The sequence below is a fragment of the Saccharopolyspora erythraea genome, assembly GCF_018141105.1.
GTDB lineage: Bacteria > Actinomycetota > Actinomycetes > Mycobacteriales > Pseudonocardiaceae > Saccharopolyspora_D > Saccharopolyspora_D erythraea_A.
In genome coordinates, this window is the sequence record NZ_CP054839.1 from 7,614,006 (window position 1) to 7,628,743 (window position 14,738).

The 14,738-nt window shown below is 68.9% G+C and carries 14 protein-coding genes; 2 read left to right on the forward strand and 12 right to left on the reverse strand.

Features of this window, described 5'->3' with window-relative positions:
• Window positions 1-390: 390 nt before the first annotated feature.
• The 10 genes from HUO13_RS34120 to HUO13_RS34165 form a co-directional block, all read right to left on the reverse strand.
• Window positions 391-678 (reverse strand): WXG100 family type VII secretion target, encoded by a 288-nt coding sequence (locus HUO13_RS34120; protein WP_211898988.1) that lies wholly within the window; start codon window positions 676-678, stop codon window positions 391-393.
• A gap of 73 nt (window positions 679-751) precedes the next feature.
• Entirely contained in the window at window positions 752-1,060 is a 309-nt protein-coding gene (locus HUO13_RS34125) for a WXG100 family type VII secretion target (protein WP_009943270.1), read from the reverse strand.
• Window positions 1,061-1,205: 145 nt separating this feature from the next.
• Complete coding sequence (locus HUO13_RS34130; protein WP_211898989.1) at window positions 1,206-1,562, reverse strand: hypothetical protein; 357 nt, start codon at window positions 1,560-1,562, stop codon at window positions 1,206-1,208.
• A gap of 46 nt (window positions 1,563-1,608) precedes the next feature.
• The gene (locus HUO13_RS34135; RefSeq protein WP_211898990.1) at window positions 1,609-3,441 is read right to left on the reverse strand and encodes a type VII secretion-associated protein; all 1,833 of its coding nucleotides are present in this window, start codon (window positions 3,439-3,441) and stop codon (window positions 1,609-1,611) included.
• A 318-nt stretch (window positions 3,442-3,759) separates the two neighbouring features.
• Window positions 3,760-4,572 carry an ESX secretion-associated protein EspG gene (locus HUO13_RS34140; RefSeq protein ID WP_211898991.1) on the reverse strand — a complete coding sequence of 271 codons (813 nt, stop codon included), beginning with the start codon at window positions 4,570-4,572 and terminating at the stop codon, window positions 3,760-3,762.
• Between the two features lie 66 nt (window positions 4,573-4,638).
• A complete protein-coding gene (locus HUO13_RS38225; protein ID WP_211898992.1) occupies window positions 4,639-6,033 on the reverse strand; it encodes a hypothetical protein in 1,395 nt (464 codons plus the stop codon).
• Window positions 6,034-6,059: 26 nt separating this feature from the next.
• On the reverse strand, window positions 6,060-6,599 hold the full coding sequence (locus HUO13_RS34150) for a DUF3558 domain-containing protein (RefSeq protein WP_349253350.1): 540 nt from the start codon (window positions 6,597-6,599) through the stop codon (window positions 6,060-6,062).
• A 4-nt stretch (window positions 6,600-6,603) separates the two neighbouring features.
• On the reverse strand, window positions 6,604-7,014 hold the full coding sequence (locus tag HUO13_RS34155; protein WP_249124282.1) for a hypothetical protein: 411 nt from the start codon (window positions 7,012-7,014) through the stop codon (window positions 6,604-6,606).
• A 132-nt stretch (window positions 7,015-7,146) separates the two neighbouring features.
• Window positions 7,147-7,332 carry a DUF397 domain-containing protein gene (locus HUO13_RS34160; protein ID WP_211898994.1) on the reverse strand — a complete coding sequence of 62 codons (186 nt, stop codon included), beginning with the start codon at window positions 7,330-7,332 and terminating at the stop codon, window positions 7,147-7,149.
• A 3-nt stretch (window positions 7,333-7,335) separates the two neighbouring features.
• The gene (locus HUO13_RS34165) at window positions 7,336-8,175 is read right to left on the reverse strand and encodes a helix-turn-helix domain-containing protein (RefSeq protein WP_211898995.1); all 840 of its coding nucleotides are present in this window, start codon (window positions 8,173-8,175) and stop codon (window positions 7,336-7,338) included.
• A 108-nt stretch (window positions 8,176-8,283) separates the two neighbouring features.
• Here HUO13_RS34165 and HUO13_RS34170 point away from each other — a divergent pair, with 108 nt between their 5' ends.
• Both HUO13_RS34170 and HUO13_RS34175 read left to right on the forward strand, forming a co-directional pair.
• Complete coding sequence (locus tag HUO13_RS34170) at window positions 8,284-8,493, forward strand: hypothetical protein (RefSeq protein ID WP_211898996.1); 210 nt, start codon at window positions 8,284-8,286, stop codon at window positions 8,491-8,493.
• Window positions 8,494-8,651: 158 nt separating this feature from the next.
• Complete coding sequence (locus HUO13_RS34175) at window positions 8,652-9,665, forward strand: hypothetical protein (RefSeq protein WP_249124283.1); 1,014 nt, start codon at window positions 8,652-8,654, stop codon at window positions 9,663-9,665.
• A gap of 21 nt (window positions 9,666-9,686) precedes the next feature.
• Here the strand turns inward: HUO13_RS34175 and HUO13_RS34180 are convergent, their stop codons facing one another.
• Together HUO13_RS34180 and eccCa are read right to left on the reverse strand one after the other, a co-directional pair.
• Window positions 9,687-10,331, reverse strand: coding sequence for a flavin reductase family protein (locus HUO13_RS34180; protein ID WP_249124284.1), 645 nt, complete (start codon window positions 10,329-10,331; stop codon window positions 9,687-9,689).
• Between the two features lie 128 nt (window positions 10,332-10,459).
• Entirely contained in the window at window positions 10,460-14,539 is a 4,080-nt protein-coding gene (eccCa, locus tag HUO13_RS34185) for a type VII secretion protein EccCa (RefSeq protein WP_211903356.1), read from the reverse strand.
• Between the last annotated feature and the right edge of the window lie 199 nt (window positions 14,540-14,738).

Consider the following 14,738-nt stretch of genomic DNA (forward strand, 5'->3'; position numbering starts at 1 on the left):
TCTCGGTGCGGACCCCGTGTATCCCACGGGGGATCCCGTCGGAATCGCGCCGGGTCGGTTCCTCTCGGGCGAAGCTGTTCCGCTCCGGAGAAACCGGCGCCGCCTTCAATGCCTTCGGACCATCGCCGCTAGGCAGGTGATCGGGCATCGCAGTCGCGCACCGCACAACAAATAATGAGGGTACTTGGTGGCCGACAGCGGGGTCAAAACGGGTCCGATGATTACCGGAACGTCGTCCCTGACCTGCGTCATCGACCGGATCAGGATAGCCGGTGGCTCGGGTCGCCCCGCATCGGCCCCGGTTGCGCGAGCTCCGCGCCCGGCGAGCCCGCCCCGGCTGCGAAAAAGCCGGCCCCGGAGACCCGGGGCCGGCTTCCTGCCGAAGTGCGATCAGCCGCCGAAGCGGGCGGCGTTGCGCGACTCACCCTGCTGGTAGGCGTCGTTCGCGGTGGAGACGGCCATGCCCATCTTGGCGGCGATCTCCTGCATGTTGGCCGCGGCCTTGTCCCACTCCTCCTGCGCCTGGCGGTAGGCCTCCTGGGCCTCACCCTCCCAGGTGGAGACCAGCGGCTTGAGCATCTGCTCCAGCTCGTCCAGCTCGCCCTGGATCTTGGTGGCGGCCTGGCCGAGGTCGTCGGCGGCCTGGCTCAGCTGGCCGAAGTCAACCTTGATTTCCATTGCTGCTTTCCCCTCAAGAAGTGATGTGGATCAAAGAAGAAGTCGCTCGAAAACCGTTCGCGCGCGGCGGGCGTCAGCCCAGCAGGCCCTCGATCTTGGAGATCTCCTGCGCCTGCTCCTCTTCGCGCTGCGCGTAGTCCTGACCGGAGCTCTTGACGTTCTCGCTGAGCTCGTTCAGCTTGTCGTTGATCTTCTTCGCGTTCTCCTGGAAGGCGTCCATCAGCTTCCGGAAGACGTCGGAGGCGCCACCCTTCCAGTTCGCCAGGACCGGCTCCATCTGGCCCTGCAGGGTGTTCACGGCCTGCTCGATGTTGCCGCGGACCTCGTCGATCTGCCCCGAAGCCTTGTCGATGATCTCAACGTCACCTGCGAAACCGCTCATTGCGGGTTGACCCCCTTCGTCGGCGTGTGGTCACTCGAAGTTCTGATGAACCTACGACGCAGACATTGCCACGTCTGGTTCCCGCTTGTCTCGGATTTACCCGCAAGCCGTTGCGGAGGTAAACGCTGGAACGGAAACCCGCTGGTCAACGCAGGATTTGCGCTTGGGAAAAGTCGAGATCGCTGCCGTCGGACGGCGTTTGCTCTTGCGATTCCGGAGATTTCGCGGCTTTGCCCGGTCCATCCACATCGGACTCCGCGACGACCCGGAGGTCCTCCGCGGGCAGCCCCGCGTCGTGCCGGAACTCCGCGGCGGCACGGGCCCGCTCCGAGTCCGCGGAAGCGCGCAGCTCTCCGCGGCGCACGCCGTCACCGAGTTCGGCCGTGCGGGCCCGGAAAGACTCCGAACGCTGGAGAACCTCGGAACGGGCGCGCCTGCCCCTGCTCACCGCGGTTCCCAGCGCGTCCCGCAACCGCCGCACGGAATCGTCCAGCTCACCCATGGAAATGCCCCATTTCGAAAACCGCGACGGCGCCGCGGGAATTGTCTCAGCGGACCAAGAGGGAACCGACGACGTCGGAACAGGCCGCGAGAACCTGCTGCCTGCTCTGCTGGGTCCACTGGCACCCGATGCTGACCCGGTACTGCTTTTCGTGGATGACGTACCACTCCACCGTCGAATCCGAGAGGTGCTCCCGGTAGTACACCACGTTGCGGCCGGCGAAACTGGCGTTCTCGTCCAGGCCGGTGAACTGCGCACCCTTGTTGATCCCGTCCTGGTACAGCGACCGCACCTCCTGCATCGCCCGGGTCCGGCCCGCCTGGGTGTCGTAGCCGAGCTCGCCCTGCTGCACGAGGATGCTGCCCTGACCGCTCTGCGGCGAGATGATCGTCTGCCAGTTCTGCGGGTCGCCGCCGGTCTGGTGCCAGTCGGCGGGGTAGTTGAACTCGTACTGGTACAGCGCCATCCGGCGGTCGCCGTCGGCCGGCTCCGACGGTGCCGGTTCGGGCGCGAGGGCGATCGCCGTGGCGACCCCCGCCGCGACGACGACGGCCGCCGCGGCAACGGCCATCCACGACGTCTTCGGCCTACGTCCCCCGCTGCGGCGCACCTGGGTGCTCACCGGCCGGGTCTGGTCGCTGCCGCCGATGACGATCGTCGAGGCGCGGCTCAGCGAGTCGCCCGAAGTGGTGCCCGGCCCGGCGACCGGCGCGGGGTGGCCACCGGAGGGAGGTCCGCTCATCGGGTAGTTGCGGACCGTGCGCTGCTGGCCACCGCTCCAGCCCCCGGACGGCGCCAGACCTCCGGAGCGCTCCGGGTCGAGCCGCACCGCCCGCAGTGCGCCCCTGGCGACCACGGTCTCGGGCTGGTCCAGCGTGGTCGGCACGACGCCGGTGCGCTCGTGGATCAGCCGCGACACCATCGGGATCCGGCTCGAACCGCCGACCAGGAAGACCCCGGCGAGCCGCTGCCGGGACACACCGCCCTCGCGCAGCACGGTCGGCACCAGGTCGGCGGCCTTGCCCAGCGGCTCGGCGATCAGCGCCTCCAGGTCGGCACGGGTGACGTGCGCGTCGGAGAACGGCGGCGGCATCGGGACGTCGGTGTAGGTGTGGCGCGACAGCGTCTCCTTCGCGCCGCGCACGTCCTGGCGCAGCACCCGCCGCCGCCTGCGGTCGGCCATCTCGCGGCCCTCGACCAGCTGCCGCCACGCCTGCGGGTCGGTGCCGGAGACGGTGCGGCCGATGTGGTCCAGCAGCGCCTGGTCGATGTCGGCGCCGCCGAAGTTCGGTTCGCCGCGGGTGGCCAGCACCTGGAACGCGCGGCCCTGCTTGGCCACCACGCTCGCGTCGACCGTGCCGCCGCCCAGGTCGAGCACGGCCAGCGCGCCGCCGTCGGGCAGGCCGTAGCCCGCGGAGTGGAACACCGCCGCGGCCACCGGTTCGGGCACCAGCACGAGTTCCTTGGCGAGCCCGGTCGCGGCGTTGCGCAGCTCGGTGGCGCGCACCGCGCCCCAGTCCGCCGGATGCGTCAGCACCAGCAGGTCGACCACCGCGCCGCCCGCGTAGCGGCGGGCCTCGCCGACCGCGCGCTGCAGCACCGAGCGCACCACGTCGCCGACCTTCATGACGGTGCTGCCCAGCAGCAGCTCGCCCTCGTCGATGCGGCGCTTGGGGTGGGGTTCGAAGCGCGAGGGGTCGACGGCGGCCTGCCGTTCGGCCTCGTGCCCGACGAACAGCGTGCCGTCCGGGGCCGCGAACACCGCGGACGGCACCAGCGGCTGGCCGTCGATCACGACGACATGCGGTTCTCCGCCACCGACCGACACCACGGTGCAGGTGCTCGACGTGCCGAAGTCGATCGAGACGTGCAGGGACACCCAGAACTCCTTCACCGCCGGCGGCTCGTGAGCTCCCCCGGCGTATGTCGTCCGGCCACCGCGGTACGCGGCCCGGCCGGTTCCCCCGCGCACCCTAGATGTTGCGGGTGCGAGCGCTACAACAGTCTGCCCCGGATCGGGTGACCTTCGCGAGCATCTTGCGAAGTCCGGGGCTCCCTGCGCCGGTGCGCGAAAGGTTGGCGCGGTGAGCGAATCGCACCAAACCGCCCATGTCGGCGGTGATCCAGGGACCGACAGGCTCTCAGACGACGATCACCGCGGACCACTCCGCCGTGGGCGAGTCGTCTTCCCGGCCGGTCAGCGGGCGGCGCCGCGAACTTCGGCGACCCGGTTCTCGAGCCCGGTGACGACCTCCGCCGGGCCAAGCGGCGCGACGACGAGCTCGGGCTCGCTGCCACTCCGATGCCGCTGGGTGAACCCGTACCGGCCGAGCGGCTCGAAGGCGTCGAACCACTTCAACGGCCGGGAGCGGTGCGTGCGCCCCATCCGGTCGCGCAGGTTGGCGGTGAACTGGCCGTCGCGGAAGTGCTGGGCGTCGACCATCTCGCGCAGCACCCGCTCCCCGGGCTGCTGCCGCGCCGGGGTGCTGGAGTCCATCAGGTCGACGTTCTCGTAGCTCTCGTCCTGACGTGGCGCGAACGCGCTGACCGGCACCGCCACGGGCGGGCGGTGCCCGGGCGGCGTGGCCGGCATTCCCTGCACCACGGCGGCAGCGACCGACGTGCGCTGGAGGACCGAGATGTGGAGGTCACCGCCGTGGGACTCGGCTTCGCCGGGAGCCTGCACCAACAGGATCGACGCGGCTTCGGCCACTACCGACAGCAGCCGCACGGGTGAGGGGTTGGTGTCATCGGGCATCCACAACCCCTCCACCCACAGGCCGGGTTTGGCGATCCGCGCCAGCACGCCGGCGAAGCGGGGAACCAGGGCGGTCCCCGACATCAGTCCCGCCGCTTCCAGCTCGGGCAGCGTGCGCTGCTTGAGCACGGCCCGCTCTTCCAGCGTCTGACCGTGCGAGCGGACCGCGATCGGGAACGGCTGCTCGTCGAAGCCGCCGATCTCCCAGCACAGGTCGAACCAAAGCGGTGGCAGCCGCCATCGCTCGGACACATTTCCCCCTTGTAGCAATGGAAAGCGTGGTCCTCACCGACCGATGTGGCTGGTGAGGACCACGGCTCACTCGCCGAAGACCGGCGGTGCGGTCCTGGGCATCCCGTCGGTCCAGACGTCCTGGTCTTCGATGAGCCAGCTCGGACGCTCGTGTTCCAGGTCCTCGCCGCCCTCACCGCCGCGCCCTGCACCGGCACCACCCATCGCGCCGCCGGCGCCCCGGCCACCGGCGCCACCCGCGCCCTTCGCTCCGACGCCGCCGGCAGCACCGGCTCCGGCGCCGAAACCGCCGGCTCCAGCGCGACCGCCCGCACCGACACCGGGGCCACCGGCGCGAGCGCCGACACCGGAACCCATACCGCCGCGACCGGCACCCGCACCGCCACCACCGGCCTTGGGGCCCGTTCCGGGGCCGGGGCCGGTGACGAGGCCGCCAGGCGGTTGGGCCCCTGGCGGGACGCCGGGGTTACCGGGCAAGGGGCCGTTCGGCGGGAAAGAGGGGTTGCGTGGCTGGTCCGCCCACTGCGATCCGGAACCGGCGGGGCTATCGACTGAAGGCAGGTTCGGCGCGCCACCGCCCGACCCGATCCCTCCAGGATTCGAGCCACCCGGCGTGGTGCCCGACGGGTTGAACGACCGGCCAGGCGTCTGCCCGGACACCGACGGGTCCTGCCCCGCCGGGATGTTCGACTGGCCCGGCGGCGGGGGTGGAGGAGGCGGCGGGTTCAGCGGATCGACCGGTGGAGGCAGCGACGGAGTGCTGCCGTCCACAGTGGTGTAGCCGGGGCTGTAGACGTTCTCCGCGATGGCGCGGGCGCGCTTCTCGTCCTCGGAGCGCTCCTTCATCTGCATCGCCGCGTCCATCATGGCGAAGCCGCCGCCGGTCATACCCCCCATGCCGCCGGCCAGCAGCGACCGCGCGGTCCCGCCCTCGTTCGGCGGCTGGATCGACGCCTTGGTCTGCTCGGCGGCGAGCCCGGCTTCCTGCACCTTCAGCCCGGTCATCCGAACCGAGTCGCCGAAGGACTGCCCCCACTGCTGCAAGGGCTGCGCGGCGTTCAGCCCGGCATCCGCCGCCTGGCCCCGCATCCCGTCGCCAGCGGCGTCACGGGCCTGCTTGTCCAGATCGGCGAAGATCTTGGCGATGTCGGCGCCCAACTTCTCCCAGGCGCGGCCGGAACTCTGGATATCGCCGGGCCTCAGCGACGCCTGCAACTGGTTCACCAACCGGTGGTGATCCCAGTCGTTCCAGTTGTCGTGCTGCTGGATCGACGCCGGGTCCGTACCCGAGATTTCCAAGCCCCGCTGCTGCGCAGCCAGATCCGCGCGCGCCTTCTCGGCGGCAGCGAGTGCCGCCTTGTGCGCGACGATGTCCGCCTGCTGCGCCCGGGTGTTGCCGCCGGTGAACGACTGGTACATGTCGTAGGCGCCACCGGCGACAGCTTTGAACGGATTGTCCACGCCTTCCTCCCCCACTCCGGCGTTGATTACTTCGGCAGCTTCGGCTCGATCTGCTGCGCGATCTCAAGAGCCTTCGCGCACGGGTCGTTGCCCTGGACCGCGTCGGAGCTGTAGGTGACCTGGGCGATAATGGAGCCACCGCCAGCTTCGAGGATCTGACGACACACTCCCTGCCCCATACCACCAGCAGCGATCCCGCTGATCCCTTGCCTGGACGCCACCTGGTTCTTGTCGAACTTGTCGAAGTTGCTCCGACGTTCTTCCCAGTAGGACAGGTTCCGCCCATCGGCCTTGAGGAGAGTGAGAACCATTTCCTGACCGTCGAAGTCGCAACCGACTTCCCCGATTCCCTGGTCCACCGGCTCACCCGGCGCTTCGATACCTTGCGCCTGCAACTGCTCAGCGCTCAAGGCCGTGCACGGGTCGAAGTTCGCCAATCCGGACTCTTGCGGCCCGTCACTGGTAGGAGTCGGCCCGGCGCTTGGTCCACCGCACCCAGCGAGCAGAAGACCCGCAGAAGCGAGCACGGCGGCGACCGTGGTTCGTGTTGTACGCATACTCACCATCAGATCAAATGTTCCGTCCCAGATTCCGGGCGCTCTCGTCGTCCGTGTTCTGCATGTCCTTGGCGGAGTCCCGATAGGCTTGAGCCATATTCCGCAAGATCGTCTCCATCTTTCGGAGAATCCGGATCAAGCCTGCATCTGGATCGCCCTCAGTACCGCGGACTTTCTCGTTGAACTTCTTCTCCATCGAACGTCCGATGAAGCAGTCACCGTACGCACCGTTGACGATCAGCTCTTGGGCACGGGCTACCTTCGTCTGTACCTTGTCCGCCTTGTCGTCGTAGACCTTGGCCACGCGCTCCGCGGCTTCCGGGTCCATGACCAGGTGGCCTGAGTCCACCGCTGCCCGCAGACCCTGCGCTTGACCTGCCAGCGCGCCTGCCTGCTGGGCGAAGCCCTCCATCCCCGTTGTCAACGGAGCCCCCTCCACGGCCGTGATCGGCGGTGATCAACCCCTCCGTAGATCACCGGCGTGGAGATTACCGGGGGCATGGGCTGGACGGACCTCGATCCCGAACATCTCACTCAAATCACCCAGGCGGCGCAGTCACCAGCGCCGATCCCGTAACGCGGCCACGAACGAAGCCCACTTGCGGCGCTGGAAGACCAGCGTCCCGCCGTCGCGGTCCTTGGTATCCCGGACCCCGACGAGACCAGGAGCGGAGCCGACCTCGACACATGCGGACTGACTTCCGCTGTAGCTCGACTTCCGCCAGTTCGCCAAGTCCACCACTGGTCACTCCTCGCGGTCGTACCTCTGCGCATACGCCACGATGAGGTCACCCGTCTCGTCGGGGCTCATCGCGGCCTGTTGCAGGTTAGACCGCGCGACGAAGAACGGGGCTACGTCGTCCGGGTCATTCAGGAACGCACCGGAGCGACGCTGTTCCAGATGAACGATCGGCCGGTCGCGCACGAACTCCAAGATGAGAAACGAACCGTCGAGACCTGTGTGGGCGCCAGCGGAGAACGGCACGACCTGGATGGTGATGTTCGGCCGCTCTGCCGCCTTGAGCATGGCGCGCAGCTGGTCGGCCATCACCTTCGGCCCGCCAACGGCGCGACACAGGACTGCTTCGTCGAGGATGACCAGGTACTCGACCGGTTCCGCCTTGGTGAGAATGCCCTGCCGGACTTGACGAACCGCTGTCCGTTGCTCGATACGCTCCGGTTCGACGCCGGTCGCCGCGAACAGGGCTCGCGAGTGCTCTCGAGTCTGAAGCAGCCCTGGAACGAGCACTTCGGAGACTTCGGTGATGCGGACGGCACGGCTTTCCGCGTCAGCCAGTTCGGTGAGCTGGGTAGGCAGTCCGCCGCCGAACTCCCACCACGTCGGCTGTTTGATCTCACGCGCCATCTTCAGCAAGTGATCGCGCTCGGAGCCCGTCACCCCAAGTGCGTCCAGAACTACGGTCATCGCGGCCGGCTTGAGGCCGCGCTGCGCGGTCTCAAGCCGGCTGAGCTTCGACTCCGACCAGCCGACACGCTCACTCAGTTCCCGCAGGGTCAGACCAGCGGCCTTGCGAGCAGCCCGAAGCTCCTTGGCCAATGCGCGCGCCCTGGGCGTGTCCGACATGCGATCAGCTTACGGATGCGTGCATCCGGCTGATCTCCCTCGATCGTGGAATTGGCAACTTGTTAAAAGTTGGCAAAAATTGCCACATCGCCAACCCGAGGAGACACCGTGACACTGACCTTCGTCTGGCGGCCCATACCCGGCGCGGGTCGGCACGCGTTTCCCGTGGCAGCGCTGAAGCTCGCCGGCGACGCGAAGGCCACCGCCTACTGCAGGGCCGAGACCGACGCCGCTCAGCTCCACGACCGCAGCGAGATCGACTGGATCTGCGAAACGACCTGCGCTGCCTGCTGGCGGGCCCTCTCCGCGAGGGAGTGAGACCCGGTTCGGCGCCGCCCCTCCCCCAGCGCCGAACCGAACGGTGGCCGGGCTCGGCTTCCCCGACCCGAACCCGGCCACCGACCCAACACAGAAACGTCGGGGAAGTCACCACTGGGGTTCGAGTGTCATTTCCACATGTGCCGCCGCCTTACGCCGTGCGGCAACCGCGTCGTCGCAGGGCGGCGGCACTGGTCGTCGCGTTGGTTCTCGTGCTGATCGTGCTCGCGATCAGCGCCGCATCGGTCGCATGGATCAGCACCGCGCGCCGGAGCACCGCGGCGTTCGACGAGAAGGCAGGTTTCAAGCCGGGCATGGAGATCAACGAGGCAGTGCTGGCCGAAACAGACGCGGACGCGCTCTACGAAGCGATGTTGCGCAACCAGCTCATGCGGCCGGTTCATCAGGTCACCATGGAGCACTACTCGAATCCCCAGTGGTTCGAGGACTCCGAACGTCTCGGCCACACCGTCCGGCAAACCCGTGTCGACTACGAGCACTACCGCGTAACCGAGGCCGATGCCGACTACGAGGTGGTGGACGGAACCCAGGTGCTCCATGCGCAAAGCCGCTGCGTCGACGGGGGAAGCCACCGGTGGAGCGAGTACACCGGGACATGGAGCAAACGGCCGCAGGACTCCTGCACGCCGGAACTCATCAAGGTGGGCTCAGGCGACGGGATCGCGCCCGGCGGTCTCAGCGCGCAGCAGGCCGACCGCTACCTCCGGTACCTGCGCGGGGAGTTCGGCGACCCGGTCTCGGTCGGCAGGCCGACGCTGTTCGAGCACGACGGCGAATCCTACGTTCGCCTGCCCGTCAAGGTGACGCCGCTTCGCACCGGAGACGCCGGGTACACAGGCATGATGCTCTTCCAGTGGGCGCTGATCGCCGCCGGTATCGAGCCCCTGACCTACCCCTACAGCAACGGCGGCGCGGGAGCGAGCGGCGTCGAAGTCACCTACTACATCGACCCCGACACAACGCTTCCCGCCTACTCGTTCCAGCGGATGACCCCGGTTCTGAACAGTGCGGGCGAGATGAAGGACCCCGGCGAGTGGCTGAGCGTCAGGCGCGCGGAGTACGCGTTCCCCGAGCGCTGGCTCCCCTACGACCCGGCCGACCCGAGGGACCTCGAACCGATCGCGCTGACCTGGCACCGCGACATCCGCTGACGCCCGCCTCCTGCTCCTGCGTCAGCGGGGTGTCTCGGAGCGGAAGCTGTGGCCGAGCTCGGGGCCGAGCCCGAAGTAGTGGCGGAAGTTGTAGATCAGGGGGCTCCACTCCGCCGGGTCGACGTGCTGGGTACCGGGGACGACGATGCCCGGGTCGGCGTGGACCGTGAGCACGTGGGCTTCGACGATGAGGAACCCGGCGGTGATGTCGGGCTGGACCCGGGCGGCACGGGCCTCCAACTGCAAGGGGCACTCGGCGACTCTGGGCGCCGTGACCAGCTCCGATGGTTCAGCCCGCAGACCCGCGGCACCGAACTTGTCCGGTTCGAAGCGGAACTTGCCGCGCTTGTGCGCGGGTACCGGAGTGCGTCCGGTGAGGGGCGCGAGTTCTTCCACCGCGGGCCACTGGGCCGGCGCGGGCAGGTTGACCACCAGGTCGGGCCGGCTGCGGAGGTTGTGCGCGGTCTGCCCCTCGGCGCCGACGCCGAGGACGACCACCTGTCCCAGCGCCCAGGCCGAGGACATCGGCGCGAGGTTGGTGGTGCCGTCCTCGTTCTCGGTGGAGACCAGCACGACCGGCGTTCCGAAGTAGAGGACGCTCGGCGTGATGGTCACGTGATCGGTCGAGGAGCCGGTGTGCGCTGTGCCGGATGTAGTGGTGTTCACGGGCTCGAACCGTAGGACGCGGATGCTTCGGCACACGCCGAAGAAACAACACACCGACGGACACCCCGAAAAAGCGGAACCCTCCCCCGTCCAAGTCGACAGGGGAGGGTTCCAGCGGAGCCGTCAGATCACTCCGGCCTGATGAAGGCCGTCTGGATCATCTGCGGACCGCCCTTGAGCGAGCGGCTGACCAGCGTGCCGCGGCCCGGCGGCAGCTGCCGCGACTTGATGTTGCCGACGAGCTGGCCGTCGTCCTTGTTCGCGCTCATCGCCAGACCCGGCGCTGAGGACTCGCGCATCTTGCCGATGATCGGCTCGAACAGCGCGCGGTTCGCGCCACCGGAGTTGCGGGCGATGACGAAGTGCAGACCGACGTCGGACGCCTGCGGGACGAAGTCCGCCAGCGGTGCCAGCGGGTTGTTGCCCGACGGCGCGACCAGGTCGTAGTCGTCGACCACGACGAACAGCTCCGGACCCGACCACCACGAGCGGTCGCGCAGCTGCTGCTGCGTGACGTCCGGACCCGGCAACCGCTTCTTCAGCGCGTTGACGACGTCCTTGACGTTGCTCTTGAGCTGGTCGGCACCCACCGAGTACTCCAGCAGGTGGCTGTTGAGGAAGCCCAGCATGGTCCGCCGGTAGTCGACCAGCAGGATCAGCGCCTCCTTCGGGGTGTAGCGGGTGGTGATGCCGCGGACGATCGTGCGCAGCAGCGCCGTCTTGCCCGCTTCCCGCTCGCCGAAGGCGTAGAAGTGCGGTTCCTGCTGGAAGTCCAGGTAGACCGGGTGCAGGCCCTCCTCGTTGATGCCGATCGGCACCAGCTTCGGCCGGGGCTGCTGCTCCGGCGTCGGCAGCTGCTCGTAGGGCAGCAGGTCCGGCAGCAGGCGGACCTGCGGGGCCGGACGGCCCTTCCAGGAGCTCTTGACCCGGTTGACCAGGTCGCTGACGCCGTCGGCGAGGTCGTCGTTGTAGAGCTCCCACCCGGCGCGGGCGGGCCTGCGCTCCTCGTTGGCGGCGGTGAGCTCCACGTTGATGCGGTCACCGATGTTCTCGCTGTCCACGCGCGGCACCGCCGCCAGGAAGTGCAGCTCCGACGGGTGCAGACCGCGGCCAGGGCGGCCCTCGGGCACGTTGGCCGCGATCTTGCGGTGGATCTCGGACTCGGTGTGGTCACCGAGCCGCAGCTCCATCCGGGTGCCCAGCAGGTCCTTGAGCGCGGGGCGGATCTCCGCCCAGCGGTTGGCCGAGACGAACACGTGGATGCCGAACGCCAGACCCTGCGAGGCGAGGTTCAGCACGTCCTGCTCGAGCGTCTCGAACTCCTGCCGGAACGCCGCCCAGCCGTCGATGAGCAGGAAGACGTCGCCGTAGGCGTCGTCGCTGATGTCGCCGCGCCGCTTGCGGTTGCGGAAGTCGCTGATGCCGTCGATGCCCTGGGACTGGAAGCGGCCTTCCCGCTCGGCCATCAGGCCCTTGAGCTCCGACACCGTCCGGCGGACCGTGTCGGGGTCGCGGCGACCGCCGAAACCACCGACGTGCGGCAGGTTCTTCAGCGACGCCAGCGAACCGCCACCGAGGTCGATGCAGTAGAACTGCACCTCCTGTGGCGTGTGGGTCAGGGCCATGGACGCGACCAGCGTGCGCAGCACGTTGGACTTGCCCGACTGCGGACGGCCGACGACCGCGCCGTGCCCGTTCGCGCCGCCCAGGTCCAGCATGTAGTAGTCCTGCCGCTGGTGGAACGGCACGTCGACCAGACCCACCGGCACCTGCAACCGGCCGCTGCCCGCGAAGCCCGCCGCCGTGTAACCGCGGTCGTCGGTGGCCTGCAACGGCGGCAGCAGCGTGTCGAGGGTGGGCGGTGCGTCCAGCGGCGGCAGCCACACCTGGTGCGGCGGCGGGCCCGCGTTGATGGTCTTGCGGATGATGACCTGGAAGTCGGTCGGGGCCAGCTCGTCCTGCGGCTGCTCCTTGACCTCCTCGACCACCGGCGTCTCCGGCTCCGGCGGCTTCTCGATGTAGTCCGGGATGAAGATGCGCGGCTGCTTCTCACCGGTCACCGGCGAGGCCGCGGCGCCCGCGGGCTTGCGACCGGTCGTCTGGTGCAGGTAGCCCGACACGTACGCGGCGCGGAAGCGGTCCATGCCGTTGGGGTGCTTCAGGTACCCGTGACCACCCGTGGCGGGCAGGTCCGCGGCGTCGGGGATGCCGATCGCGGCGCGGGACTCCGCGGCGTTGAAGGTCTTCAGACCGATCCGGTAGGACAGGTGCGCGTCGAGACCGCGCAGCTTGCCCTCCTCCAGCCGCTGCGACGCCAGCAGCAGGTGGACCTGCAGCGAACGACCCAGCCGGCCGATCTCGTTGAACAGGTCGGCGAACTCCGGCTTCTTGGCCAGCAGCTCACCGAACTCGTCGATGACGACGAACAGCGCGGGCAGCGGTTCCTGCGCCTTCTCGTCACCGGCCTCGCCCTGCTTGCGGTAGTCCCAGACGTTCTTGGCGCCCGCGGCCTGCAGCACCTCCTGGCGGCGGTTCATCTCACCGGCCAGGGCGTCCTGCATGCGGTCGATCAGGGTGGAGTCGTCACCGAGGTTGGAGATGTTGGCCGACACGTGCGGCGCGTCGTCGAACCCGTTGAACGTCGCACCACCCTTGAAGTCGACGAGCACGAAGTTGAGCATCGACGACGAGTGCGTGGCGATCAGGCCGAGCACGATGGTGCGCAGGAACTCCGACTTACCGGAACCGGTCGCACCGATGCACAGGCCGTGCGGGCCCATGCCGCCGGAGGCGGTCTCCTTGATGTCCAGGTGCACGATCTCGCCGTACTCGCCGGGGCCGATCGCCACCCGGTACAGGTCGTCCCTCGACCGGGGCCGCCACGCCTCGTGGATGTCGAAGGTGACCGCGTCGCCGGCCAGACCGAGCTGCTCGATGTAGTTCAGCGGCGTGGTCAGCGGCTCGTAGCCGCCGCTGTCGGCCTCCACCGCGGGACCGCCCGCGACCCGGTACGGCGACAGCGAGCGGGCCAGCGAAGTGGCCTGCTCCATGCTCACCGCGTCCGGCTCGCCGAACCACTCGACACCGCTGCCGCCGCGGGCACCGATGCGGTCCTCCTCGACGACCATGCGCATGCCGCGGCGCGCGGTGATCTGGCCGAGCACGTCGGACAGGTCGATCATGGTCACACCGGCCATGCCGCCCTCGACGATCAGCGCCTCCTCGCGGCTGATCTCGGCGTCGTCGATCAGGATCACCACGTGCGGCTGGCCGTCCGGCGGGGCCGCGTTGCGCTGGAAGCGCGGGCGGTCGGCGAGCTGCTCGGAGAGCATCTCCTCGATCGCCCGCAGCGAACCGGCCATCAGCCGCATCGGGCCGATGCCGTCGGTCTCGGTGGGGTGCTGCGCGTGCGGCAGCCACTTGACCCAGTCCCACTCGCGGCGGGCGCGCCCGCTGCTGGCGACCGCGATGATCACGTCGTCAGGGGTGTGGAACGTCGCGAGCTGGCAGATCATGGCGCGCGCGAGGCTCCGGGTCAGCTCCCGGTCGCCCTGCAGGCCCACGGCGGCGAAGCCGCGCATCGAGATCGCGATCGGCAGCCCGGCCACCAGCGAGTGCGCGCGCACGAAGCGGCGCAGCGCCAGAGTGGTGATCGGCTCCAGCTCGTCGACGGGCCCGGTCTGCGGCGGCACCAGGCGTGTCTCCAGCCGCTGCGAGCCGCGGCCGACCCGGACCTGGCAGAAGTCGTTGTCGTTGCCGCGCCGCTCCCACATCCGGCGGCTGCCGGCGGCGATCGACCACAGCGTCTGCGGGTCGGGGTGCACCCACTCGCGGGCCAGCCGCTGCTCCTCGGCGGCCTCCCGCGCGCGGTCGCGCATCTGGCCGAGGTACCGCAGGTAGTCCTTGCGGTCCTCGTTCATCTCGGCCTTCTTCTGGCCGCCGTCCTTGCCCCCGCCCGCCATCATCCCGAATGTCGAGATGAGCATCATCATCGGCATCATCATCATCATCGGGTTGTCTTTTGCCCGCTGGAGCATGAAGACCATCATCCCGAGCGACGCGACGATCATGACGCCCGGAAGAACCTTCTGGATGACGTTGCCGGGGATGGTCCGCGGGATCTCCGGCGGCGGTTCGAGGTGCACCTCTCCGCCCGGTGGCCTCGGAGCGGCCAGGCGTGGCGTGCGCTTGAACTGCAGCGTGCTCACCGGACGCAGCACCCTTTCCGTGTTCGACATACCCGAAATGCTTGCTCGCAGGCAGCATTCTGTACTGCCCGCGAGGCCGACGGCAGCGGGGTCGCCGGAGATCGGACCTCAGACGTGACCAATCAGATACCAACTAGTTGGCACTTCTTGGACCAAACCCATCACCCGGCCGTGGTCGGTGCGGCCATACTAGGGGCGC

Coding starts and splice junctions, on each gene's coding strand:
- HUO13_RS34130 (WP_211898989.1), bottom strand. CDS start 1,562: ATGGGTGAGCTGGACGATTCCGTGCGGCGGTTGCGGGACGCGCTGGGA.
- HUO13_RS34125 (WP_009943270.1), bottom strand. CDS start 1,060: ATGAGCGGTTTCGCAGGTGACGTTGAGATCATCGACAAGGCTTCGGGG.
- HUO13_RS34165 (WP_211898995.1), bottom strand. CDS start 8,175: ATGTCGGACACGCCCAGGGCGCGCGCATTGGCCAAGGAGCTTCGGGCT.
- HUO13_RS34120 (WP_211898988.1), bottom strand. CDS start 678: ATGGAAATCAAGGTTGACTTCGGCCAGCTGAGCCAGGCCGCCGACGAC.
- HUO13_RS34150 (WP_349253350.1), bottom strand. CDS start 6,599: ATGGTGAGTATGCGTACAACACGAACCACGGTCGCCGCCGTGCTCGCT.